The organism is Curvibacter sp. EU05-FHT14A10, from assembly GCF_058791075.1.
In genome coordinates, this window is the sequence record NZ_JBYTDE010000035.1 from 1 (window position 1) to 22,210 (window position 22,210).

18 protein-coding genes are annotated in these 22,210 nt (G+C 55.0%); 11 read left to right on the forward strand and 7 right to left on the reverse strand.

All coding sequences use genetic code 11. From position 1 onward, the window contains the following. Both AC3WUT_RS29785 and AC3WUT_RS29790 read right to left on the reverse strand, forming a co-directional pair. The coding region (locus AC3WUT_RS29785) for a Bug family tripartite tricarboxylate transporter substrate binding protein (RefSeq protein WP_492350693.1) at positions 1 to 335 on the reverse strand (335 nt) is incomplete at its 3' end. A gap of 846 nt (positions 336 to 1,181) precedes the next feature. Beyond that, on the reverse strand, positions 1,182 to 2,135 hold the full coding sequence (locus tag AC3WUT_RS29790) for a LysR family transcriptional regulator (protein WP_492350694.1): 954 nt from the start codon (positions 2,133 to 2,135) through the stop codon (positions 1,182 to 1,184). 150 nt (positions 2,136 to 2,285) lie between these two features. Between AC3WUT_RS29790 and AC3WUT_RS29795 the strand changes: the two genes are divergently transcribed. The 4 genes from AC3WUT_RS29795 to AC3WUT_RS29810 all read left to right on the forward strand — a co-directional run bounded on the left by AC3WUT_RS29795 (position 2,286) and on the right by AC3WUT_RS29810 (position 6,248). After that, positions 2,286 to 2,924 carry an NAD(P)H-dependent oxidoreductase gene (locus AC3WUT_RS29795; RefSeq protein ID WP_492350695.1) on the forward strand — a complete coding sequence of 213 codons (639 nt, stop codon included), beginning with the start codon at positions 2,286 to 2,288 and terminating at the stop codon, positions 2,922 to 2,924. Next, positions 2,921 to 3,325, forward strand: a complete 405-nt coding sequence (locus tag AC3WUT_RS29800) for a DUF1330 domain-containing protein (protein ID WP_492350696.1) — start codon at positions 2,921 to 2,923, stop codon at positions 3,323 to 3,325. Before AC3WUT_RS29795 ends, AC3WUT_RS29800 begins: the two co-directional genes overlap by 4 nt. A gap of 173 nt (positions 3,326 to 3,498) precedes the next feature. Then, on the forward strand, positions 3,499 to 3,981 hold the full coding sequence (locus AC3WUT_RS29805) for a (2Fe-2S)-binding protein (RefSeq protein WP_492350710.1): 483 nt from the start codon (positions 3,499 to 3,501) through the stop codon (positions 3,979 to 3,981). A 26-nt stretch (positions 3,982 to 4,007) separates the two neighbouring features. After that, positions 4,008 to 6,248 (forward strand): xanthine dehydrogenase family protein molybdopterin-binding subunit, encoded by a 2,241-nt coding sequence (locus AC3WUT_RS29810; RefSeq protein WP_492350697.1) that lies wholly within the window; start codon positions 4,008 to 4,010, stop codon positions 6,246 to 6,248. Between the two features lie 691 nt (positions 6,249 to 6,939). On the opposite strand, the gene AC3WUT_RS29815 is transcribed toward AC3WUT_RS29810, so the two are convergent. Continuing rightward, entirely contained in the window at positions 6,940 to 7,578 is a 639-nt protein-coding gene (locus AC3WUT_RS29815; protein ID WP_492350698.1) for a response regulator, read from the reverse strand. Further along, positions 7,571 to 9,310 (reverse strand): sensor histidine kinase, encoded by a 1,740-nt coding sequence (locus AC3WUT_RS29820; protein ID WP_492350699.1) that lies wholly within the window; start codon positions 9,308 to 9,310, stop codon positions 7,571 to 7,573. Before AC3WUT_RS29820 ends, AC3WUT_RS29815 begins: the two co-directional genes overlap by 8 nt. 207 nt (positions 9,311 to 9,517) lie before the next feature. Here AC3WUT_RS29820 and AC3WUT_RS29825 point away from each other — a divergent pair, with 207 nt between their 5' ends. From AC3WUT_RS29825 to AC3WUT_RS29835, 3 genes are all read left to right on the forward strand, one after another. Next, positions 9,518 to 9,889, forward strand: coding sequence for a response regulator (locus AC3WUT_RS29825; RefSeq protein ID WP_492350700.1), 372 nt, complete (start codon positions 9,518 to 9,520; stop codon positions 9,887 to 9,889). Between the two features lie 92 nt (positions 9,890 to 9,981). Continuing rightward, a complete protein-coding gene (locus AC3WUT_RS29830; protein WP_492350701.1) occupies positions 9,982 to 11,607 on the forward strand; it encodes a methyl-accepting chemotaxis protein in 1,626 nt (541 codons plus the stop codon). A 327-nt stretch (positions 11,608 to 11,934) separates the two neighbouring features. Further along, positions 11,935 to 13,908, forward strand: coding sequence for a methyl-accepting chemotaxis protein (locus tag AC3WUT_RS29835; protein ID WP_492350702.1), 1,974 nt, complete (start codon positions 11,935 to 11,937; stop codon positions 13,906 to 13,908). An 83-nt stretch (positions 13,909 to 13,991) separates the two neighbouring features. Here the strand turns inward: AC3WUT_RS29835 and AC3WUT_RS29840 are convergent, their stop codons facing one another. Then, entirely contained in the window at positions 13,992 to 16,727 is a 2,736-nt protein-coding gene (locus tag AC3WUT_RS29840) for a diguanylate cyclase domain-containing protein (protein WP_492350703.1), read from the reverse strand. Positions 16,728 to 16,979: 252 nt separating this feature from the next. On the opposite strand from AC3WUT_RS29840, the gene AC3WUT_RS29845 reads away from it, so the two are divergent. Next, positions 16,980 to 17,285, forward strand: a complete 306-nt coding sequence (locus AC3WUT_RS29845) for a hypothetical protein (protein ID WP_492350704.1) — start codon at positions 16,980 to 16,982, stop codon at positions 17,283 to 17,285. A 352-nt stretch (positions 17,286 to 17,637) separates the two neighbouring features. Here AC3WUT_RS29845 and AC3WUT_RS29850 read toward each other — a convergent pair whose 3' ends face one another. Continuing rightward, complete coding sequence (locus AC3WUT_RS29850; protein WP_492350705.1) at positions 17,638 to 17,913, reverse strand: SWIB/MDM2 domain-containing protein; 276 nt, start codon at positions 17,911 to 17,913, stop codon at positions 17,638 to 17,640. A 241-nt stretch (positions 17,914 to 18,154) separates the two neighbouring features. On the opposite strand from AC3WUT_RS29850, the gene AC3WUT_RS29855 reads away from it, so the two are divergent. Genes AC3WUT_RS29855 through AC3WUT_RS29865 form a run of 3 tightly spaced genes read left to right on the forward strand, consistent with a single transcriptional unit; the run spans position 18,155 to position 19,989 of the window. After that, positions 18,155 to 19,192, forward strand: coding sequence for a hypothetical protein (locus AC3WUT_RS29855; protein ID WP_492350706.1), 1,038 nt, complete (start codon positions 18,155 to 18,157; stop codon positions 19,190 to 19,192). A 1-nt stretch (position 19,193) separates the two neighbouring features. Next, a complete protein-coding gene (locus AC3WUT_RS29860) occupies positions 19,194 to 19,517 on the forward strand; it encodes an STAS-like domain-containing protein (protein ID WP_492350707.1) in 324 nt (107 codons plus the stop codon). Position 19,518: 1 nt separating this feature from the next. Beyond that, positions 19,519 to 19,989, forward strand: a complete 471-nt coding sequence (locus AC3WUT_RS29865; protein WP_492350708.1) for a hypothetical protein — start codon at positions 19,519 to 19,521, stop codon at positions 19,987 to 19,989. A 101-nt stretch (positions 19,990 to 20,090) separates the two neighbouring features. Here the strand turns inward: AC3WUT_RS29865 and AC3WUT_RS29870 are convergent, their stop codons facing one another. Next, positions 20,091 to 21,470, reverse strand: a complete 1,380-nt coding sequence (locus AC3WUT_RS29870) for a DUF6035 family protein (RefSeq protein WP_492350709.1) — start codon at positions 21,468 to 21,470, stop codon at positions 20,091 to 20,093. Between the last annotated feature and the right edge of the window lie 740 nt (positions 21,471 to 22,210).

Here is a 22,210-nt window from a genome sequence, read left to right on the forward strand (position 1 = left end):
TTGAGCGGGTCGTACGACAGGGACTTGAAGACGTGGGGGTAAAGGGTCAGGTTGCCCATGGGCGTCATGAGCAGGGTAGTGCCATCGGCCGGAGCGGCGATCAAGGCCTCGGTGGCCAGCCGGCCGCCCGCGCCCCCCTTGTTGTCCACCAGCATGTTGAAGCCACGGCCCCGCACACCTTCGGCCACGGCACGGGCCACGGTGTCGGCCGCGCCGCCGGCGGCGTACCCCACCAGCAGGCGGATGGCCTTGTCCTGTGCTAGGGCGAACGGACCGTGGGCAGCCAGGGCCGATGCGCTCAGCAAGCCCGCGAACCGGCGGCGGGTGGTGTTCATCACTTGTCTCCTCTTTAAGCCTGAGTATGGTCAAAAGATGCTGAGACGAGAAATACCGTTTCGGTGCCCAAGACATCCAGAAAATTTGATGTCAAGCCTCTAGCCTGGGAGCACCTACCTCGACATCCATGGTGGTCTATCACAACAGGTTGTAGCGAGAACACAAACCTCGTCCGTCTAAAGCACTATGAGAGCACGGCAGGGCTGTCTTCCCAACGATCCGAGAACCTCGCGGTGAATCGGGCGTTGATAGGTTTGCGAGTTGTTCGTGGAGTTGAGCGGTAGCAGTAGAACGGTGAAAACGAACCTGACGCCTTGCCATAACTGGCCGATAGCTCTCATGAAACTGCCCCACATCAGACCGCGAGCCCCCAGCTTGCGCGTCAGCGGCTCGACTGTGCACTAGCAGGCTGAAGAAATACCTCCCACGCATCCAGCCCAGCAGCCCAACCCCCGGTAAGCTCAGCGCAGCCTCCCACATCACTTGACCCTGACCCCCATGCGCGGCGCCGACACCTTCACCGAGAGCCTGTTCTCTGTCCGCAAGCTCGACGACTTCGTGACGGACTTCACTAACTTCAGGCTGGCACGGCTGGGAGGGGGCAGGTCACAAAGATGCCGCCATCGTGCCGCAAGTTGAAGCTTGGTCCAAGCGCGAGAGGATCAACTTAGAGCAGGGCTGGAAAGTGGAGGTCGCAAAGCGCGTCAAAGCCAACATGCTGAGCCGGGGACTGGGATCGACGGCAACTTGGTTGAACAATGGGTTCAGCTCTTCAAGCGGTTTGATCCTGCGCCCCCTTGAACTCCTCGAGTTGACCACAAGTGAACCGATAGGGTCCGTCGCGGTCAGGAAAATTCTGATGTCGCAGTTCCAATCCGTTTGAAATGTGCCAGTGCGTGTTCGATAAATGCTTTCAGCTTTGCAGGTTGTTGTTTCCTGCTCGGATAATAAAGGTAGAAGCCCGGGAACGTTGGTGAGAACTCGGTGAGCACACGTTGCAGTCGCTTGCTTTGCAAATGAGGCGATACCAAGCCTTCGAAGGTGTAGGCCAGACCGATACCATCCAGAGCGGCATCAATGCTAAAGATGCTGTCGCAAATCGTGAAGCTGCCGCCCACCTCGTGTTCGACCAGTCTTTCATTAATTTTCAGCTCCCATTTATAAATGGCGCCGCTGCCTGAAAACCTGAAACGTATGCAGTCGTGGTGGACCAGATCGGACGGGTGTTTTGGTTCGGGGTGGCGCTTGAAATAGTCGGGCGAGCCGACGATGGCAACCTTGACCGATGGTCCGAGTGGGACGGCTACCATGTCCTTTTGTACGCTCTCGCCGAGGCGCACCCCCGCATCGAAACCACGTTCGACGATGTCCACATAGCCCTCGTCATTCGTCAGTTCAATCTGGACATCCGGGCAGGCGCTCAGAAATCCCGACAACATAGGCTTGAGCACCATGGCGATCGCGATGCGTGCAGCGTTGATGCGTAGCAGGCCTGAGGGACGTCCGCCATGCTCTTGCAACTGTTCGCTAGCGGACAGCACTTCGCTCAGCGCGGGAGCGATGCGGGTCAGGTAGGCCTCACCGGCCTCAGTCAGGCTGACACTGCGCGTATTTCGGTTCAAGAGGCGGATGTCCAATCGCGCCTCCAGATTTCGAACCGCCTGGCTCAACGCCGATGGGGATACCTCCAGGTCGGCGGCTGCCGCGGTGAAACTGCGGTGTTGCGCGACCTTCCAGAAAGCAAGCAGGCCATCAAGTTGATTGAGTCTCATAGTGTGAAGATTACCTTCATAAGGCATCAACTGTTTGCCTATTTTTCTTCCAACTGATCGTTCCTAGACTGACAGTACTGTCCACGTTGGATGGACGAAGCAACGTCGTTCCGCAGGAGCGAAGGTCGGCTATCCGCGGTCCGCTCCCTACGTCGGCATCAAAGAAAAGGATCAGTGATGAAGAACGTATTTTTAATTAATGCCCACCAGTTATACGAGGGTATTTCCTCCGGTGGCCTGAATAGAACCATGGCCGGTGTCATTCAGGAAGAAGCAGAGAAGCGAGGATATGCCTTCCGGCAAACCGATATTGAGCGGAGCTACGACGTCGGTGATGAGGTACAGAGTCATCTTTGGGCGGACCTCATCATTTTGCAATCTCCTGTGTACTGGTTTGGGACGCCGTGGATCTACAAGAAATATGTAGATGAGGTTTTCACCGCTGGAATGATGCAGGGATGCTTTATTACCGGGGATGGTCGCACACGAGAAATTCCGGATAAACAGTATGGCACAGGTGGACTGCTTGAGGGCAAGCAATACATGATTTCATTGACTTGGAATGCTCCAGTCCAAGCATTTGGCGATGCGGATCAAAGGCTATTCGAAGGCAAAACAGTAGATGATGTATTTACTCACAATACGTCCAACTACAAATTTTGCGGCATGAAGATTTTACCTGCCTTCTCTTGCCATGATGTGATGAAGCAACCCAATATCGAGGGCGACATGGTAAGACTTCGCCTGCATTTACAGAAGGTGTTCGATGTCAACTCCGCCAAGGTCAATCGCGATACTAAGAGGGCAATGACATGAAGAAAATAATTTTCAAAAACCTGCTAACGACAGCGTTTGTCCTCACTCTTGCCAGCTATGGGAAAGCACAGACATCGGCAACTTCCGAAATGCCGGCCGTTTCACCGCGTGGCTATATGGTCATTAGCTATGACATTAAAGATCAAGATGCGTTTCAGAAGTACATGGACGCAGCTGGATCGCTTGCGGCGAAATACAACGGCAAGGTGACTATATTCAACATGAAGGTCAAAGGTGCCGAGGGCAATCCACGCTCTGTTTTTGGCATGGTTGAGTTTCCCAGCCTGATTGATGCCCGGCGTTTTTATGAATCTCGCGAATATACTGCAGCGCGCAAATTCCGCATTGAAGCGACCAAAGATACTAGCACCGTAATATTGACTGAAGGCTTGCCTCAGTAATTACTTGGAAAGCTCCAACAAGAGTATTGCCGAACATGCTGCTATCAAAAGGGCGGCGGTGCGTCAATGCAGGGATTCCATCCATTCCGCCACGTCAATTTGACGAACCAACAGCCCATGCTGGTCTCGTGATCAACCTCTACTGGCATGCCCACTCTTACAGAGAACTGAACATGACAACTCTCAATGTCAACGGCCGAACGCAAACGGTCAACGTCGACCCAAGTACCCCGATCCTCTGGGCTCTTCGTGACACGCTCGGACTGACCGGAACCAAGTTCGGATGCGGTGCGGGGCTGTGTGGCGCCTGTACAGTGCACCTGGAAGACCAAGCCATCCGCGCCTGCGTCACACCTGCCTCAGCCGCAGAAGGAAAGCGCATCAACACCGTTGAATCCGTTACCGGGCGCAGCGACCGTGTGGGCCAGGCGGTGCATCAAGCCTGGGTCAAGCATGATGTCGCGCAATGTGGTTATTGCCAGAGTGGTCAGATCATGAGTGCCACCGCTTTTCTCAAGGCGAGACAGAAATCACAACCCGGCAAGCAACCCAGCGCCGCTGAGATCGATGCCGCTATGGCCGGCAACATCTGCCGATGTGGCACCTATGTCCGCATCCGCGCCGCAGTGACAGAGGCCGCCAAGGCAATTGTCTGAGCTTCACATCAAGCGATGTAGCCAACATGTTGCACAACATTGCCCCCCACGAACTCCCGCGCGCCCTGCAACACTTGATTGAGCGTGATCGTTCGATTGGCCTGTCCGAACTGCCACGCCGAAGCTTCCTCAAGTTAGCCGGTGTCAATGGCTTTGCGCTTGGCGCCTTTCCGTTATTGGTTAGGGCTCAGGCCAACTCAGCCTCGTCGGAGGGTCTGAAGCCCACCCAGCAGCCGCTGAACTTTGTGCATATTGCTCCAAACGGAGAGGTGACTGTCACGGTCAACCGTCTGGAGTTTGGTCAGGGTGTGCAGACCGGCTTGGCCATGATCCTCGCCGAAGAGCTGGATGCTGACTGGAAACTCGTACGAAGCAAACATGGTTCTGCCGACCCCGCGTTCGTGGACCCACTGTTTGGCATCCATCTGACTGGGGGATCTCATTCCATCAAGAACAGCTTTATGCAGTACCGAGAACTTGGCGCACGGGCGCGAGCCATGCTTCTCGCAGCCGCAGCCATTCGCTGGAACGTGGACGTCGGCACTTTGCGCACAAGATCAGGCGTAGTCCTTGATCTGCAAGGACGCAAGGCCAGCTATGGCGCACTGGCACAGGCGGCGATGGCGCTGCCGGTACCTGAGCAGTTTGTGCTGAAGGAATCGAAAGACTTTCGCATCATCGGACGCGCTACGGGGAGACTGGATGCGAGTGCGAAGAGCAGTGGCCGGCAGGACTTTGGCATTGACATGCGCCGCCCTGGCCAGCTCACTGCGGTTGTCGCCCGCCCGCCGGTGTTTGGTGCTCGCCTCACATCAGTGGACGACAGCGCAGCCCGCGCCGTGCCTGGGGTGAAGGCCGTCCTTCGTATTCCAGGTGATCGAGGCGGTGAAGGGGTGGCAGTGTTGGACGATGGGTATTGGGCCGCCAAACAAGGGCGAGAAGCGCTGAAGCTGCAATGGGCAACCACAGAGGTTGAGAAAGCCGATAACGCAGAACTGCTGGCCAGGTACCGTGAACTGGCTGAGCAACCTGGACCGCGGGCACTCGAGGCCGATATGGCGCCGCTGTCCACGGCACCCATGCACCTCGATGCCGAATTCGTGTTTCCCTACCTTGCGCACGCGCCCATGGAGCCCCTGAACTGTACGGTGCAACTCTCCGAGGGAAGTGCAGACCTGTGGCTGGGTTCGCAGTGTCCTGGGCTGGACGCGGCAGCCGTTGCAACGGCGTTGGGCCTGAAAACCGAGAACGTCAAGGTAAACGTGCTGATGGCCGGTGGTGGCTTTGGGCGCCGCTTTTCCAGCACCAGCGACTACGTGGTGGAAGCGGCGTTGGTGGCCCAAGCCGCCCGATTAGCAGGGCTTGGCGTTCCGGTGCAAACACTCTGGAGCCGAGAGGATGACATCAAGGGCGGGTACTACCGCCCCATGCATCTGCACCGCGCACGCGTCGGGTTTGACGAGAGGGGCAAGGTGCTGGCGTGGGAGCACGTGATCGTAGGACAGTCCATCACCACAGGAACCGTTTTTGGGGAGTTCCAGGTGAAAGATGGTATCGACGCGACAGCCACCGAAGGAATGCGCGATCCCTATGACTTTCCCATGCGTCTGACGGTACATCACCCGAAGGTTGCCGTTCCTGTGTTGTGGTGGCGCAGCGTGGGTTCGACTCACACTGCATACGTGATGGAAACTCTGGTCGACGATATCGCGCGGGCCACCAAACAGGATCCCGTGTTCTACCGCATGCGCCTGTTCGGCGACAAGCACCCGCGCCACCGTGAAGCGTTGCAGTTGGCTGTGGAAAAAAGCGGCTATGGAAAAAAACAATTGCCCTCGGGCCATGCTTGGGGTGTGGCTGTGCACGAGTCGTTCGACTCTGTGGTGGCCTACGTGGTCGAGGCGTCGGTGAAGAATGGAAGCCCAGTACTGCATCGCGTCACATCTGGCGTGCACTGCAATTTGGCGGTGAATCCGCGCAGCATTGAGGCGCAGGTACAGGGTGCCGCTCTGATGGGGCTGTCAATGTGCCTGCCGGGCGCGGCCATCACGCTCAAGAACGGCGAAGTGGAACAGCACAACTTTGGTGACTACCCGGTTGCTCGAATAACTGACGCTCCCGCGATCGCCGTACACATCGTACCCAGCGCCGATGCCCCCACAGGCATGGGTGAACCCGGGCTACCCCCGTTGGCACCCGCTTTCGCCAATGCAATCGCTCGACTCACCGGAAAGGCGCTGCGAGAGCTGCCATTCAAGTTGGTCTGATCGCGGTTGACCAACGTAGTGCCGCGAGGGACGAACGCTGAAGCGGCGACATTCACCTCCTAGAGAAAGGTTAATTCTGATTAACGAGGTTCTCGTGGTGGATATGCATATTTACGCGGCATGGCAGCACTCTCGACATGAACAATTGACATCGTTCGCCATATCTTTGACGTGTCGCGCGATCGGAGCGACGGACTGCTCTCAGTATGGCTGGGGGACGGCTGTGGACCCATTGCAGCAACTTGCCCGATGGAACTCAACGACTGTTGTGCAGCGGTTGCTGACCTTGGCGGTATGCTTACGAACGGCTGATATCGGCCAGTAGCGGTCTCCTGGACTTGTCGAGCGAATTGCTGCAGTAGGCTGGGTGAGGTCGGAGGCTTCCCGGATTGGATGTCGGCTTTCGCCGAGTTCGGTCGTTGGGACCTCGATCACATACGCTCGGGAAATTCTGGGGAGACACATGAGATTTCAGAGGTCCCTCGTCATACCCCTGGCCCCAATGTCCTGTACCAACCAGGCATTGCACAGCTCATGTGATGTTGAGGTACAGGCGACATCAGCATCTTAAGATCGGGCAAATCCTTCGTCGGGGCGCCCATCCTGCAATCGTCGCAGGTCACCGAGTCCATCTATCGAAAGATCCGCATGCAACGGTGACTCGGAGCACAGATACTCGGAATTTCGTATTTCACCCGAGGCTGATGCCATGAGCCAAACAATACTGAAACAACTCCCGATTGTTACTCACCAGTAGCTTTTCCAGAACTCGTGATCGGTAAGTCGTCACGGTTTTCGGTGATAGATGCATCAGTTCACCAATCTCTGTCAGGCGCTTCCCTTCAGCCAGATAAATCAGTACTCGGTATTCCTGTGTCGACAACGCTTCATGTGGGGCCTGTCGCCCTTGCCCCAATGCTAGCTCGGCAATGCGTTCGGCCTGACTGGACGTGATGTATCGTCCCCCAGACGCGATCCTCTCAATGGCCTGAACCAATTCGGTGGGCGCTCGATCTTTCGAAAGATAACCATTGGCGCCCAATTGCAGAACGCGTTGAGCATAAGCTGCCTCGTCGTTGAGACTGAGCACTAGCAAGCGCAGGGTAGGCGCCAATCGTCGCAGCGTACTTACGGAATCAAGGCCCGAAGCGTCCGGTAGATTGAGGTCGACCACGGCAATATCAAAGCTTTTTACGACCACCAGATCACGTGCGCTTGCCAAAGTCGGGGCCGTGTCAATCGACGCTTGGGGCCATCGTGCCAGCAAGAGCTGTTGCAGGCCCAGTTGCACGATAGGGTGATCTTCAACCAGCAGGCAATGCTCAATCATCCTCGTGATTCTCTATCGTCAGTGGGAGAAAAACCTGAACCAGGAACCCTTGTCCGGGTAGGCTCTCGACTTGCAATTCACCATCCATCAATCGGGCTCGCTCGCGCATGCCTGATAGACCAAAATGTCCGCTACTGTCGTGATTCTGCGCCAGTCCTTGCCCATTGTCGGCAATCATCAGTAGGTAGTTTCCTTCTGGTGTGACCTGACCTGTGATGCGACAGGTCGTCGCTCTAGAGTGGCGCAATACGTTGGTGACCGCTTCCTGCACAATCCGGAAGCACGCGATTGTCTGACGAGGGCTCAGGTGGTCGGCATCGTGCACGACAACTTGGGTGTCAATTTTTGCAGGTTCGAGGACGGTCTTGACCCAATCTTCGACAGCGGTCTGCAGGCCAAGATCATCGAGCAGTGGGGGGCGAAGCTCAGCGGTGATGCGCCGTGACGTGGTGACGCCTTGGTGCAGGGCCTCCTCTAGCAGGCGACGCTGGGAGGAAGACATGGCTGAGGAAGGCAATCCGCTGACCAGCATGGAAACGCCCGTGAAGATCGCACCGATCTGATCGTGTACTTCTCGAGCGATGCGTAGACGCTCCTGTTCGATATTGTCTTCCTGCTGCTGTGCAAACTCAGTCAATTGCCTCTTGGCTGAGTCTAGTTCAGCCGTTCGTTGCTGAACCTGATTCAGGATGGCCTGCCGAAAGATATCTGCGTGCGCCAAGCTGAATCGGAGGTCATCTAGTTCGCGGATTCCACTGGTTTGAGCAGGCTCCAGACCTCCGTCGATAGCACGTCGCGCATCATCGACGACAGATTCCAAACGCCGAGTGATTTGGCGACTGAGAAATAGGACAGTCAGTGTCAATGCGGCTAAGGTCCCCAGCGCCATGAGTGCAAATTGAATCATTTCCATTCGCAAGGGGGCTGACAGAACCTGGACGGGGACAGCCAGTGCGACGGTCCAGCCCCATTGACCAATCTGACGTGAGGCCGACAGCGTCTCGATACCCTCTTTCGTCATGGCCGGCCAGGCCGCCTTTTGTGGATGGGCGATGGCACGCAGGAGATCAGATCCAGCCGGTTGGCCGACAAACCTTTCGGGTGAGTGACTACGGGCGACCGTGATGCCATCCTGATCAAAGATCCCAGCGATCCATTGAGCGGGCATGTCCTCAGTTCGAATCAACCGCGCCAATGTATCGATCCCGAAGATGCCGCGAAGGCAATAGACCACTTGGCCATCGAGAAAGACAGGAACGTTCAGCGCCACCACTTGACGCTCTCTGATGGGCGAGTTGAAGGGTTTGGACAGGTTGGGGCGACCGGTCTCGAAAGCCCGGTGTACCGAGTCCAGTTGCGTGGCGGGCAATTTCGTGCCGAGAGGTCGTAACGTCAGGAACACCAGCTGATCATTGCGGTCGATCAAGCTGATCGCCGTCAGCCCCTGCGAGAACTCTTGCACGCGCTGGGCCAAAGCGTAGACGCCTGCGATGTCATTCGCCAGCATGGCATTGGACACGGCAACGGTGGTCAACGCACTGACCACCCTCTCCAGACTGATCTGGGCAGTCTGTGCCAATTCCTCTGTTTCATCTACCAAAGCGATTGCGAGTTGACGCTCTCGCTCCTCGGCGTACTGGTAGGCCGAATAACCGAAAAGGGCCATCAAGGGCAACGTGGGCAGCAATACCAGAGCCCAAAGCCAGGTGGAGATGGAGTGGGTGTATCTCATGCGTGTGATCCGGCCTATGTCTGTTGAGAAGTGCTCCCCCCCCGTCATTCGACAGTCTAGTTGGAACGCATTGAGCGATCAGTGTAGGTTTTCCCTCTCAGGCAAATCGGTGTTCCCTTCCATCCCCATGAGGCAATGCCTGCTACTGCGTTGTTCTGTACCTGGGCACAGTTGGGACCAAGGAGCCACGTTCGTCAGTGGGAGGGCATGAATGTCGTTTTGGTAGAGGACTCAGCGTTGATCGCAGCTCAACTGATCGACCGACTCGGGCGCGAGCCCACGGTTCGAGTTGTGGGGCATGCGGTCAGTGAAGACGATGCCGTCCAACTCATTTTGAGCACCCAACCTGACGCCGTCATTTTGGATTTGAGCCTGAAGCCGGGAAGTGGCTTGTCTGTGATTCGGCGTATTCGTGCCACAGGTTGTACGGCCCAAGTGCTGGTCTTGACCAATTTCACTCATCCAGAGATGCGCAAAGCGAGTTTCCAAGCAGGTGGGAGCCACTTTTTTGACAAACACACCGAGGCCGAAGCCTGCATCCAAATGCTAACCACATTGTCATCGGACAGCGATGACTGACCCATCCCAAGACCCTTGGTACTTCCGACCAGTTTTTCAGGCGAGTCCAGGAGTCGAAGCGCTCTTTTAGCCCCAATTATCCAAGTTCATTCATGAGACAGAATACCCCCGTCACAGGCCGTGAATTCCAATTTCCTCAGAATTGCGAGACCCTGATAAGCGTCACCGATCTTAAGGGGCGAATCACATTTTGCAATGAAGCCTTCATCCAGGTCAGTGGTTTCAGCAGCGCGGAGCTTCTGGGCCAGCCTCACAACATCGTTCGGCATCCTGAAATGCCGGAAGAAGCGTTTCGCGATATGTGGGACACCATTCAACGGGGCATGCCGTGGGTGGGACTGGTCAAGAACCGTCGCAAGAATGGCGATCATTACTGGGTGGTTGCCAATGCCACGCCTGTACGCGATGGCGACACCATCACGGGGTATCTGTCCGTTCGTACGCCCGCAAGCCGCTCGGAAATTGAAGCCGCAGAACGGCTCTATGCACAACTGAATCACCAAGCTGCGCAAGGGCGTGGCAGCTTGCACTTGCGGCGCGGCCGCCCCACATCCAACTCCATCCTGGGGCGGTTGGGACGTCTTTACAGAAGCCTGTTGCCATGGCGGTTGATCTATTTCCAGGTGGGCGGGGCCATCACGGCGATTCTGTGCGGTATGTTCCTCACCCCCTGGATGGGCGTCCTGATATCCACGTTGGTGGTGATATTGACCTGCCATTGGACATTGAAGCGAGTGCTGCGTCCATTGAACCAATTGTTGGATGATGCCCGCCGCATCGGTGCGGGTGATCTTGCCCATCAAGTCACACTGAATTCAAATGGGGTGACCGGAGATCTGCAACGTGCCTTGCGTCAACTGCAGATCAATATCCGCACGGTGGTGGCTGACGCACGCACCGACATTGGCTCATTGAAGTCCGTCATACAGGAAATTGCACTCGGCAATCAGGACCTTTCGGCTCGCACAGAGGCTCAAGCGAGCAATTTGCAGGAAACCTCAGCCTCGATGGAGCAGATGACAGAGACCGTGAAGCGCAGCGCGGAGTCAGCCCAAAAAGGAACTGTAATTGCGGCCAACACTGCCGCGGTGGCACAGCGCAGCAATGAAGCAGTTCATGCCGCTGCGGACAGCATGGAGGCGATCAGCGAATCGTCCAAGCGCATTCACGAAATCATTCAGGTGGTCGAAGGTGTTGCGTTCCAGACCAATATTTTGGCGCTCAATGCGGCAGTGGAGGCTGCGCGTGCCGGCGAGAGCGGACGAGGCTTTGCCGTGGTGGCCGCAGAAGTGCGCTCATTGGCCCACAGAACCGCTCAGGCTGCCAAAGAGATTAAAACGCAGATCCAGGACTCCAATGCTCGTGTCAGCCGAGGCAGCGACCAGGTCAGTGACGCCAAACACCGCGTAGCAGATGCTTTGGAGTCGGTGGGACATGTCAGCGAAATGCTTGCCGAAATCAGTGATGCCGCCAAAGAACAGCACCTGGGTATCCACCAAATCAACGATGCCGTCACTCAAATGGATGCATTGACGCAGCAGAATGCGGCCCTGGTGGAGCAATTGGCTGCGTCGGCCCAGTCGTTGACACGGCAGGTGGAGACGGTTCTGTTGTCCACACGCGTGTTTCGGCTTCAGCACGGTGAAATGACTGTGTCTCAACTGGACGCAACGAATCTCCGAAAGGCTTATCGCATGCTTGAAATCGCTGCTGGCTAGGAACCCCGCCTGGGCCTTTTCTCAACTTCCGCTGAAAATTGCAGACAGACCCTTAGATGACGCGGGTTGCGTTAGTGCGCTTCGCTACGAGGAAATTCTTGATTCAGCTGACCAGGTCAGTTCTTGAAGTTCCAGACATCAAATGGGTGCTGCGGTTCAAACAGCTCTACCGGCTCATCGCCTATCGTTTTCCCCGGCCTAACGAAGTTCAAGCCTGGCACACCAGATTCCGGTTCAGAATGAATCGATCTGAAGCTCTCGAAATCAAACAAGGCTAGGTGGCTGCCGACGGTACGTCAGTGTGGTGCGCCGGGCTGGAGACAAGACATGAAATTCATCATTGCCAAGCTTCAATCCTTAGGTTTGGGCGCACGGCTGTCCATCGGCAACTTCTTGCTGGTTGCGACCCTGTTGGCGCTCTTCCTGCTTGCCATCACCATCTCCATCTCCCGTGCCATTGAGGCCCGCGCCGGCAGTGAGGTACTGGGGAGCACAAAACTGCTCACTGGCTTGATCGCTTCTTCAGACAAGGACCTGCGCATCCGCACTGCTGCATTGGCCAAGGCCTTGCAAAGCATCTTGCATGGCAGTTTGACAGTGGATCAAGGTCCCATGGATGTGGCGGGGCGCGCCACCCCGGTCTTAAAACTGGACGGAGTACCGATCAACCTCAACTTCCAGATCACAGACCACTTTACGAGCTTGACGGGTGCCGTCGCGACGGTCTTCGTGCGCGATGGGGATGACTTTGTCCGGGTCAGCACCTCTCTGAAAAACGACAAGGGCGCGCGCGCCATCGGCACTGTGTTGTCGCATGAACACCCCGGGTACCAGACCTTGCTCTCAGGCAAGTCCTATGTCGGTCTGGCCAACCTCTTCGGGCGGCGTTACATGACCCAATACGACCCCCTGAGGGATGCCAGCGGCAAAGTGGTGGGCCTGTCCTTCGTGGGCATCGACTTTTCTGAATATCTTGCCTCGCTAAAAGAGGCGATCCGCAAACTCACACTTGGAACTTCAGGCTACTACTACGTACTCAATGCCCAGCCAGGTCCAGACTATGGCACCTTGGTCGTCCACCCCGCGCTGGAGGGGCAGAGTGTTCTGGAGTCCAAGGATACGGACGGCCGCTTCTTCATCAAAGAGATCATGGAGACAAAGAATGGCCTGATCAAATACCCCTGGATCAATGCACCGTTGGGCGAAACCACGCCCAGGGACAAACTGGTTGCTTACACCTATTACGCCGACTGGAACTGGATCGTTGCCGGCGGCACGTATGTGGATGAGTATCTGGGCGAAGTGCAGCAACTGCTGCACTACTTCGAGTTGCTCGGCATGGTGGTGGTTCTGCTGCTGTCGGGGGGGTGGTACGTGCTGATCCGCAGGTACATCGTGGCGCCGATCGCGCAGGTCAGCCAAGCCGCAGAAACCCTGGCCAGCGGCGACCTCACGGTCCAGTTGGATGAGTCGCGACGCGACGAGATCGGGCATCTGATGCGGGCCATGAACCGGATTGGCAAGGGCCTCACCGGCGTGGTCCAGGTGGTCCGGCAGAACTCTGAGAGTGTGGCGGCCACTAGCTCCGAAATAGCCATGGGCAACCAGAATCTCAGTTCACGCACCGAAAGTCAGGCAAGTGCCCTGGAGCAAACAGCGGCATCTATGGAACAACTTGGTGCCACCGTGAAACTGAATGCCGAGCACGCCCACACCGCCTGCGATCTGGCGGTCACGGCCAGTCAGGTGGCGACCCGCGGCGGTGAGGTGGTGAGCGAAGTGGTGGAGACGATGCGCGGCATCAACGACAGCTCACGACGCATTGCCGACATCATCGGGGTCATTGACGGAATCGCCTTCCAGACCAACATCTTGGCCCTGAATGCCGCTGTCGAGGCAGCCCGCGCCGGCGAACAGGGACGGGGCTTTGCCGTGGTGGCAGGCGAGGTGCGCAGCCTGGCGCAGCGCAGCGCAGAGGCCGCGAAAGAAATCAAAGCATTGATTAGTGACAGCGTTGAACGCGTAGAGCGTGGCAGCGGCCTAGTGGACCAGGCCGGCCGTACCATGCGGGAGGTGGTCGACGCCATCCAACGGGTCAGCAACGTTGTGACAGAAATCAGCACCGCGAGCAGGGAGCAAAGCGCTGGTGTGGCTCAAGTGGGTGAAGCAGTGACTCAGATGGACCAGAGTACCCAACAAAATGCTGCCTTGGTCGAAGAAATGGCGGCAGCGGCATCCAGCTTGCGGAACCAAGCGGATGCGCTTGTAGAAGCAGTGTCGGTTTTTCAATTGGCGGACTAGCCCGTCAATACGCATCCAGACCTAACAGACCATCGCGCAACGAAGGAAAGCCGAAGAGCTTTGGACCACCGCAACCTCACTTGTCACAGGGAAGCGTTGCCAAGCAGTGAGTGCCTCTTCTTGTTTTTGTACATGGCCTGATCCGCCTTGGCAAAAAGTGCGGCAGGCTGTGTGGCATCGGTCGGATAAAAAGCGACCCCGACGCTGGTGGAGACAGATACCCACTGGCCTCCTTTGAGTCGGATGGGCTGCTTGACAGCCAACAGTACGCGCCTGATCACCAATTCAGCTTCATCACTCTGACCTAAATTCGTCAAAAGGAGTGCGAACTCGTCTCCACCCAAGCGGGATGCTGTGTCGTTCGCTCGGACAGCCGCTCGCAAACGCCCACCAATCTCCTTGAGTACTTCATCTCCGGCTTCATGGCCATACTGGTCATTGATTGGCTTGAACCCATCCAGGTCCAAATAGCACAGTGCAGTCAATGTGCCCAATCGATCATTGAGGGCCAATGACAACCGAAGGTGCTCAGATAGAAGCAGGCGATTGGGAAGACCTGTCAATGAATCATGAAACGCGATGTGCTCTACCTGGGCCTGGTACTGCTTCATCTCAGATATATCTTGGAGCAGCCAAAGGCTCTCGCCAGTTTCCTCTGATAGACGAACACCGCTGATGTCGAGCCAGATGGCATCGCCATTCTTCTTGCGCATGCTTGTCTGCTTGCGAAAGTGTTGGCCTGCGCTCAAAACTGGGTATGCCTCCAGTCCGAAATCCTGATAAGCCTCTTCAGAGGCGTACAGGCACGCCGTATCGATGCCCAGAAGCTCTCCCGTTTCATATCCAAAGATACGTTCGAGAGCCTTGTTTCGCCAAATGATTTTGCGATCCTTCAGCTTTGCAATGCCCAGCAGGTCGTTATCCAGCATAGCTTCTTGCTCAGCGTTCAACTGCCGCAACTGGTAGCGCATGATGTACAACTCGGACACGTCATACATGATGGAACGGCTCATCAGGAATCGGCCATCGACATCTCGAAGGGCCGTCGCAGCAAGGCTAACCCGTCGAGTAATTCCATCCCACCCGATCAAGTTGAACTCGATTGGACCCATTCGCCCTTGCTCAAGGAAAGTGGGGAAATTACCCCAATAAGTGTCCTGGCCAGCCTCATCGAGATAGTCCACCAGCCGGGCCTTGCCGAGAACGTCCGTCCGCGCCGCCCCCATCCAGTTCAGTGCAAGATCATTGACCCGTACGATAACGCCGTCAGCGTCTACTGAATAGTAGCCACAGGGTGCTTGGTTATACAGATCCTGAAATTCATCAGAGACCCTTTGCACTTCGACCTCAAGCTGCTTGTTCGCGGTCACATCACGTCCCACGGTCTGCCATTCGCGCAACGCACCTTCCGAATCAAAGTATGCACGATTGACAAATTGACACCAACGCACGTCACCCGAGCCCGATATGACCCTGTTTTCAATCTCCAAAGTAGGCTGGTCTGGTGTGATGGTCGCCAATGCATTTTCGACCTTGCTCAGGTCATCTGGATGGACCACAGGAGCCCAGATCTGACCGAGAACATCCTCCCGTTTCAAGCCGAACATGCGGCAATAGGCGTCATTCACGTAGCTCAGTGTGTTGTCTGCATTGAAGCGACAGATGAGTTCGGTTTGATCCTCCAGGATGCCTTTGTATTGGAGTTCTCTGAGCGCGATCTCGGCGGTTCGATCTCTAACCTTTTGCTCGAGGACCAGGTTGGCTTCGAGTAACTCACGCTTACTTTGCAATAGATGGTGCGTCATCCGCCGCAGTGCGTTGCGAAGGCGGGCAAACTCGACGGTGCTAGCTTTGATGTTGAAATCGGTTCCATGTCCAGTCTCATCCAGGCGCGTAGCCTCTGCTGCCAGCTGTTCGATTGGGAGACTGAAGCGCCTAGCCACCCAATAGGTCATCAGCATGAGCAAGACCGTCAATCCAACTGACCACTTTGCGATTTCAACGTGCATCTGTTTGATAGGGGCTAGTGCAGCGGCAATCGGCTGGCGTACCACAATCGTCCAACCTAGACTTTGGATGGTCGTCGTTGGAAGGGCCAAAGTAGTCGTCAAGAATTCTCTGTCCGAGCCCCAGCTGACCCTAGCGAACGTTCCGTACTCAGGAAGTGGGGTTGTGGGCTTCTGGTCATCTCTGATGCTTTTAGGATGAAGAAAGTCACCATTTTTGTTAACTATCAGAATTTCCAAATTTTCCGCGTGTGGCAATCCCTTCAATGCATTGGCAATGACACCAGTTGCCCACTCCCAATTGAGGTGCGCTCCCAGAACGCCGCGAATGACGCCATCTTCTCGACGGACTGGTGAAGCGAAGTCTAGAAAACGCAATGGCTCAGCTTCAGGATCTGTGCGCAGATGCTTATCCAGCAGTATCGCTTCGTGGGCGTCGCCACTGTAGGGACCTTTCAGTCCTGCGCCAAACCAAGGTCGTTGCGCCACACTTTGATGAATTAGGAGCCCGCCTGTGCTTGATTGAACTTCGCCATAGACGTCGGCGATCCCTATCCAGGAGTACGCAGGAAAGGACTGTTGAATCTCTTCAAAGTGCCCCTCGATCACCGCCGAATCTAATGGGCCTTGGGTGAGCATGGGGTGGTGGCTCAACAACACAATCTCGCGCTCTCTCTCCCGTAGTCCTTCTGCCAACGCCATCGCAATTGGTTTGCCGGCCATGACCAAGACATCAGAGTTGAGGCGCGTGAGTTCCTCAGTGCGATCATGGTCTAAGTAGGTCGCAACGATAAGTGCGATTACCAGCGACATGCCCCCAAACAATAGGGTCAGTCGAACTCTGGAAGTCCGAATCCAAAACAGGAACTGGACGGTGTTTCGCATTGCCTGAAAGCCCCTTGCCTCTTCGTCTGGAGGGTATTGGCACTGCCCTCATCTGGTTCCAAGCGTATCCTGTCGCACAGGCCGCTTCAATAAGTAGATTCATCATTTTGATGCATTGACCTGCAACTTAACTGACAAATTTGACGAAATGACGAGTGGGTTGATCGTTCTGTGGGCCACATGTTGATTTCCATGCAATCCGCACCCCCAGTGGGTCACTTCCAGATGGAAATCAACAATGAGAACGATGAGGCACAGTTAAAGAAAGCCGCCGAGGCTTTGCCGGCACGCAGTGACGTGCTCGCCTGGATGCCAGTAGGCAGAGTTGGCTGGCACAGCACCGGAGCACGAATACTGCTCCAAGAGCTTGAAGATGAATCTCGGGTTGATGCGCTTCTGAAGGTGGGCTTTGCCAAGGGGAGCCGTCGCTTTCTTCAACTCTTTACCGAAAACTTCAAGCTGCACGCCAACCGTATGCTCTGGTAGGCCACGAGTGGTGCTGATGTTCACCCGACAAGCAGGCACGAAGGTTTGCTCACTCAACAAATCAACTTTTGTCTCTGCGGTGCGGCGGATTTTATTTAATTTACACAAGAATAGTTATGTCAAATCAATGGAGCTGACATGCCCAATTTGGAGATGATTATGTCAAATCAATGCACTCTGACGCCCCACATTGGGGGGGTGGTATCGAACATCATCGACTGCTCTCCAGGGGCAAGTTGCCCCCAGAGAGCTGCAGATCACTGTTTGCTTCTGCTGCCCTCCGGGCTCTTCAGAGTCACATCGCCAAGCTGGCGAGCCGTGGTTCTTTGGCAGGTCATGCCAGGACTGAGCCTCAAACGGCGGTGAGGTGTTTGCCGATCAAACCGGTCATTTCAAACATCGTGACCTCGGGCTTTCCCATCACAGCCTTCAGCGCGTCATCACACAGAATGTTGCGCTTGTTTGTCGGGTTCTGCAGGTTGTGGGCCTTAATGTAGTCCCAGAGCTTCTTCGTTGCCTCGGTCCGCGGCAATGGCTCAGCGCCCACAACACGGGCAAATTCAGCACTGGGACGCAGAGGTGCTGTGAAAGCGGTCTTCTTTTGGGGGGCAGCGGTGATATCAGGCATCAAGAATCCATTAAACAATGGGGTGCAAGCATAGTCGTGAAACAGCGCGATGCGAGACAACGAGTACTTCCACCAGCAAGTCAGCTCGCCCAGCCTGGGCGAATCGCAGCCTACGTCTTCCAGACGTAACCCTTGGGTTTAGGGCAAAGTACGCAAAGCTTACATCTATGCCTGTTGCAGCAGACAGCTGTCGAAAAAGCGACCTTCCACAATGTGTTCCAATATCTGGTGGAGGGGTGGAATGCGACGACCAAGTAAAAGAAGCAAAGCTCGCGAGATGCGGCTAAGCCGCTACAAAGAGCTCAAACGTCAAAAGCTCAGACGAGCGAAGCGCCCAAAGCTTAAAAGGGCCATACCGGCCCGCAAAAGTTTCGTATATGCAGCAACGGCACCCACGCTCATAACGATCGAAGCTCCGGAGCAACTGGTTTTTCACGGCGACAATAAAGTTCGCGACGTGTTCCACGGCTTCATTGGCGGGGTCTTGACACAGTTGCGTGCGGGCCATGCCGTACAACTGGACCTATCAAAAACACAGCTTTTGCTCCCTTGCGGTGTTTTGCTTTTGTTGTCTCATGTTCGCAGCTGGACTACCGCATACCCTGGACGGCTGACATCTAACTACCCCTCCAATGAGGTGGTGGAGCAGATGCTTCAGAGTGTTGGAGTGCTTGAAAAGCTTGGACTTCATGCGCGAATGACTGTCAACCGAGAGGAAGTCACTCGTTGGTACCACTTCAAGGGCGACTCAATGGACGCAACGCAGATGGCTCCGTTCATGGAAGTTGCCAAAGAAAGACTAGGCGAGGCCAATCAATCTGCCTTGTACGATAGCGTCGTTGAAGCGATCACAAACGTGACCCACCATGCATACGGAGAGGAAGAAGCCAAGAGGTGGTGGATGTTCGCGTCGGTCGACCGCGAGAACATGTACGTGTCCATCTATGACGGTGGCCGGTCCATTCCAGGAACGTTGCTGGAAAAACCAGGTATCCGAGACCAAGTGCGCAGTTGGGTCTATGGCAGGAAGAAGCGTGACGCGCGTATGCTCCATGCAGCGATGGGGGGAAGGTCGCGAACGAAGCTACGATACCGGGGCAAGGGTCTCCCAGAGATGCTACAGTCTACGAAGAGCATGGTTGGATCGAGCTTGGCCATCTACAGCAGATACGGCGTCTTCTACTGCGATTCTGGCTCAGATGTGGAAAAAGATGCTCAACTGCCCGTTCCAATTGATGGAACTCTTTTGTTGTGGTCATTGAGGACACCAGAGGTATGACATGACTACTAGGACAATTAACATCGCCAAGGAGTTCTCCCAGACTCCCGCTGGTCGCTTTCTTACGGATGGCCCCTACTCCGGCGAGAGATTTAGAAATGAGATTCTTGTACCAGCACTGAATAACTCTGACGAGGTCATAATTAATATGACCGGGGTTTTTGGATATGGCAGCTCATTTCTTGAAGAAGCATTTGGTGGATTAGTTCGAAAATGCTCCTTCAATCGCGACGATCTACTGAAAAGAATACAAATTCAATCCTCGCTGAAGACATATGAGCTGAAGGTTCTGCAATACATCAAGGAGGCGCAGCCGGAAGGTTGACATGACTGCAGAAGCAGAAGTTAGCATATTGGTGACCGCACTTCCATACGCCCCATTAGTTCTTACTATCATTGGCTGGTATGTGGCAAACCATGCATCGTCAAAGCGCGAGATTCGCAAGGAAAAACGTGCCGAAGTCGATGCATGCTGCAAGATGCTTTTTGACATTCTAGGCAAAGCTCGGATTTACTACACTAAAGATGTATCGGATCCAGACTCCATTAAGATCGAAAGAGAATTGGTCTTCGATCTTCATCGTATTTTACAACGCATAGAGAGACTGGAGAAAACTTATCCCAAGTTTGATGCATCCAGCACTTGTGGAGAACTTCATGAGGCGATTACTGGCGGAAGTTTTGAGAGTCAATCTCGTCAGCCACTAACCCATAATGACCCTGCAATCATGCAGATTGAATACTGGACTCACAAAACAATGGATCAATTGGAAGAAGGCTTTATTGCCACGTTCTGAGAACTCAGACACGCACTTGAAAGCCATAGGTAATGCATGCTTTCGTATTGCACATTTCCATGACTTAATAAAAATCCAGTCGATAGAGTTGTAGCCGCTTGCTACTTCGGCAGCGGTGTAAGCTCAGGGAAAAGCCACTCCAGAAGCTGCCTGTGTGTCTCGTCCACCTCGTACTTAGCATCTCTATCTCTTAGTGCTGGCTTGTAACCCTTGACTTTCAGTGCCCACTTGCCACTCTTGTCTTGTTCGACCAGCAGCCGCCCATTGCCAAAGAATTCAAGAGCACGTCGAAACCACCGAAGATATTTCGGGTGTGACTCCACAACATAGTGAGCTACTTCGATGAGATGTCGTCGATGAATGCCTACAGGTCTGCCATGTTTCGCAGAATACATAATATTAAGCAAGGCAACTGGCAAATATCTGCCATACGCTCGACCGTAAGTAGCAAGGTAAGTTTCTGTCAGCATTCCCCAATCATTCCAGTCCACTGGAGCACTCTTGGGGAAATCTTCCACCTCAGTATCTTGATACCTTCCCTCTTTACCCAAACCTAACCACCATTCTTCGAAGCGTGAGGGCCAACTACATCGCTCCCCTTCAAGGGTGGCCAGCAACTTGGCTTTCTGCCCATGATGGTCGAAATAGTAGGCCTGTTGACGCTCGGTATCAAGGGTTAGCTCGGAGAACGACACGCGACGCCGACCCAGGATACACGGAAAAGTCGCTGGCATCGGCTCAGACCAAGCACAGTCCAATAGGAAATCTTTTGCGGCAACCGAGGAATCTCTCGTATCCCTGGAAACAACGAAGGCGTTTTGGTTGTTGAGGAAGAACAGGTCATCCTGAGTCAGTCGTCGGTGCTCCTCATCGAAGCGCGCGAACACCCATACAACGAGCCCACCCTCCTGCTGATAGAAACGCCATCGCTCTGCGATGACATCCAAGAACGTTGTGGACAACTGGACTTCGAAGGCAATTTTCAGACTCCCATACATTGCACTGACATCCGGCTTACGCCAAGCGCCAGTAATGGGCCCAGTCCATCGACGCTCTTGAGCGACTAATGCGAATTGTCCGCTTGCGTGCAATGAATCGGTGATCCACTGTTTCATTTCGCGGTGAAGATAGCTTTCCTTAGCGCCGTTGTATTTGCGCGCATTGATTTCTGCTTGGGATAGCGCTCCACGAGTGACAGCGCTGCAGCGACCATCCTCGACAAGGTGCCGAAAATAGAAACGCCTCATGCTCTTCATAGACACTAAGGAGAGTGGGACAAAACACTCTGGGCACAAATATTTGGCCTGATCTTGTAGAACTCGGAGTTTCATATCGAAACGCAACTGCATGACAGCGTCCTCATCAGCCGACAGCAGGCTACTCACACAAACCTCCGTACCCAACTCTGTGTCGAACACCGTGGAAATAGCTGGCGCTACCACGCCAAAATTTCTAACTGAAGTGATTGACGACATCTTCATGCGTATCATTTATAAATTCACTCCAAGAATAAGGTCATATAGATGTTGACATTCAGCGATGAAGGCACATGACTCTTGGCATGTCTGATGTCTGAAGCGATCGCGTTTACCCGCTTCAGGCGGTCACTCGGCGGAAGTCCAGACACGCAGCATTGAACTCCGCAAAGCGGCCACTGAAGTTCGTAGCATCGCAGTCGTCAATAGTCCGATCTAACATAAGGGACGCTGGGCCATTGCGCCTAGCCCTAGCGCACGCATCCCGAATAGCGCGGACCACCTCCGGCCACGTCCTTGAAGGTTTCCACCATGCCGCAGCGTCTCGATCTATGGGTGAGAAAGCGCGCGGGGGACCGTGTAGACCAGGCAAGCGGGCACCATTGAACCGGCACCACCAACTGTCTGCCGACTCAGTAGCCATGTGCGACTCCATCAACTCGCACAGCAATATCTCTAAGCCTGTCGGCGAACTGCGTAATCAAAATCTTCAAAACTCGTTCGCCGATCCAATGGCAAGGTTGAAGGCAAGTGGCTGGTCTTCAGTCAGATCCTGTTATGGGTAGAGCACGTGAGCCGGCCGGTCACCAAGATGCCGCCTACTATTGTCGAGCTGCGTCGTGTTCAAAGCATAGGTACGCAGCAGCCATCTTGAGTGCCCGCCGATGTCTGAGGTTGCCCCTGAAAATCGGAGTGCATAACCGGTCTTCAAGCGGCAGATTTGTGCTGCGCCGCCAACCAGCGAT